This is a genomic window from Bacillus sp. C30, from assembly GCF_040838255.1.
GTDB classification, from domain to species: domain Bacteria; phylum Bacillota; class Bacilli; order Bacillales; family Bacillaceae_G; genus Bacillus_A; species Bacillus_A mycoides.
This window is the reverse complement of sequence record NZ_JBFPJH010000388.1, coordinates 1-2,841: the sequence shown is the minus strand read 5'-3', so window position 1 is coordinate 2,841 and position 2,841 is coordinate 1. Positions and strand designations below refer to the sequence as shown.

The window sequence follows — 2,841 nt, the reverse complement described above, 5'->3', positions numbered from 1 at the left end:
GTTTTAATAACTTTCAAAAAATGCAATCTGATAATAATTTGTTAGCTAATAATTTTTCGAGTCAATTTAATCAATCTATGAGTGAGATGGGTGCAGGTGATGCTTTAAAGCAGTTAAGCTCACTGGAATCGGCAAATAAAATTATTGCAAATCAATTTATGCTTTCAGAGAAAGAACCAAATATTTTAGCTGATGCTTCAGCAATTCAAAAATATTTAACAGATGTAAAAAAACAAGTATCAGAATATGATACAGAACTTGCAGGGAAGTTAGAGAGTGACATTCAAGCAACGATAAATAAACGATTACAGAAGTCTCTTTCAAATGATGGACAACAAGAAGTATTTATAAATACGTTAATGAAACAACCAGATGTTCGAATCAAGCAACAAATCGAGAATTTAATTACAAAATTACCTAGTTTAAATATGGAAGAAATAGTTCAAAGTGATTTGCCAGATGAAACGAAATTACAACTGAAAAATGTAATTCAATTTACAAATAAATATAATAAAGAAAATAACTTTAATTATGATCCTGTAAATAAAATCTCTTTAGGAAATTCAATTAAAGAAGTAAAGAATAGTCTTTCTAAGGATGGAATTACATTTAGTGATACAGCGAAAGTAATCAAGATGGAATCACCTCAAACTATGAACATAAGTATTCCAAGTGGCTTTGAACTATACGGAAGTACAGGATCTTTGTATATTGATGATGTGGATCATACAAGTGAATTTCTTCAAAACGGAGCAGTTACAATACCTGCCCGTAATGAAGGGGATTTAAAAATTAACCTTCATGTGAAGTTAATAGATTCAAGCATCAATATAGATGTTTTCTCTCCAGTAACATGGGAATGGAGATTAAATGGAAATTACGAAAAAGAAACTAGTTCTGGAAAAGAAGAGCCTAAAAAAGAAGAACCTAAAAAAGAGGATGAAGGAACACAATCCAAAAATAGCAAGGTGGAAAATGTAGTTAATAAAACGCAGTATGGAATAATGCCGCTAGTACATACTGCTAAAAAACCTATCATTCAAAAAACGGAACAGGATAACAATGGTAACGGAGGGACCCCTGAAGGCGGAACGGGAACAGATCCAGGAGGAAATCCAGGAGGCGGAACGGGAACAGATCCAGGAGGAAACCAAGGTGATAACTCAAAAGTTATTGAACGAACGACTAATCAAGTTGTACATCAAAAAACAGAAAAATTAACAACTAATACATCTAATGTACTAATTAAAGAAGCAGTAGATACTGTTCAAAGTTACCAAGGTTTACTTAGTCTGTACCAAATGTATTATGGGATTGACTTAAGAACGAAAGATGTAGGTCCTAAGCTAGAAGAGGGAAGTTTAGATGCAATTGCAACTGAACAATCTTTGTACTACGTATTAAATAAACAAAGCTTAACTGATTTAATTTCAAACCTTGTTTCATCTAGTATTACGGCAGAAGTTAAGCAAGATATGACAGGTTTAAAACAAAAAATAGACTCTTATCAACAATTCATTACTAGTGCGGATCAAAATTCAATGCTACTAGCGGAGAAATTAAATGTAACGACGCAGCAAGCAACTAGTATGAATGAAAATTTAGGAGAGTATTTAAAAGGTTTAGCGAAATGGCGTGAGAGTAGCTTAAAGCTAGTTGAAGAACAGCAAGTGCTAACAACAAATAATACTGGTGAGCAAACAGCTGTTTTATCGTTAGATTCTGGTATTAAATCATTAATGATGCAAAGTCAGTCATTGGTCGAGAGTTCGAAGCATAGTTTAACAACATCAGACGATGTATATAAAACATTTGATCAAATTAATGGACAAGCAAAAGAAATTCAAGACAGTGGAACGACAATTGTTTCAAAGGCTGATTCATTATTAAATGACTTTACAAAGAAAATGGACGATGATAAATCATTCTCCAAAAACTTTACTAAAATTTTGGCTAATAGCCGAATTGGTGATCGCCAAAATGAAATGTTATATCAATTTTTATCTAGTCCAGTTCAGAAACAAAATGATGGAGTCATTGTAGCTGGTAATGCTTTTACACCATATTTAATTGTATTAACTTGTTTTATTGTTGCGTTATTTACAGCATACGCAATTGCGAATCAAGAAAAGAAACGAACGCAATCAGATCATTTTGAAGAGAAATTCTCATTAATTGATATGAATGTACCAACTACAGTAGTGGCATTCGGTATATCAATTGTGGAAGGAATTAGTATAGGTATCATTTCTGGACGTCTTTTACAGTTCGGTCAAGATCAAAGTTTATTATGGATTGCGTTTATCACAATCATTATGATGGCGTTTGTATTGGTCTCAACATACTTATTACGACAAATAAAAATGGTAGGGATGTTTATTTTATTAGTATTTTTAAGTATGTACCTATTTTTAACTGAAGCAGTTGGAAGTAAAGTAGATCAAATGTCGTCTGTTGGAAAGGTACGTCAGTTCTCACCACTTCAGTATATAGAAAGTTTTCTAAATGATTTTATTAGCGGTAAAGATACTGGAAAAGTTATTTTCATCGTGTTGTTTGTAATTGCCATTATCGGATTAGTTAGTAATCTATTTGTATGGCATAAGAAATGGGAGGAAAAAGAAGTAAATGATCAAACAATGGAGCATAGTGGCTAAGTTATCATTTCTCTCTATCCTTTTACTGTTTGTCGCGCTACCGATAAGGAGCGCGGCTGACAGTTATCTTGGTGATGATGGGAAGATTAAGTTTAAAGTGGATCGACTTGAAGAAAGCGAACAAGAAAAAAATAAAAAGGAGCATAAGGAAACGGAATTAGATAAAGCATCGATTGAGTTATTT

2 protein-coding genes are annotated in these 2,841 nt (G+C 32.7%); both read left to right on the top strand.

The features are described 5' to 3' along the window. Positions 1 to 2,657: type VII secretion protein EsaA (locus tag AB3X49_RS20680; RefSeq protein ID WP_367964441.1), on the top strand; the 2,657-nt coding region annotated here is incomplete at its 5' end. Next, a partial coding sequence (gene essA, locus AB3X49_RS20675) for a type VII secretion protein EssA (RefSeq protein ID WP_367964439.1) occupies positions 2,629 to 2,841 on the top strand: 213 nt, incomplete at its 3' end. The genes AB3X49_RS20680 and essA, both read left to right, overlap by 29 nt.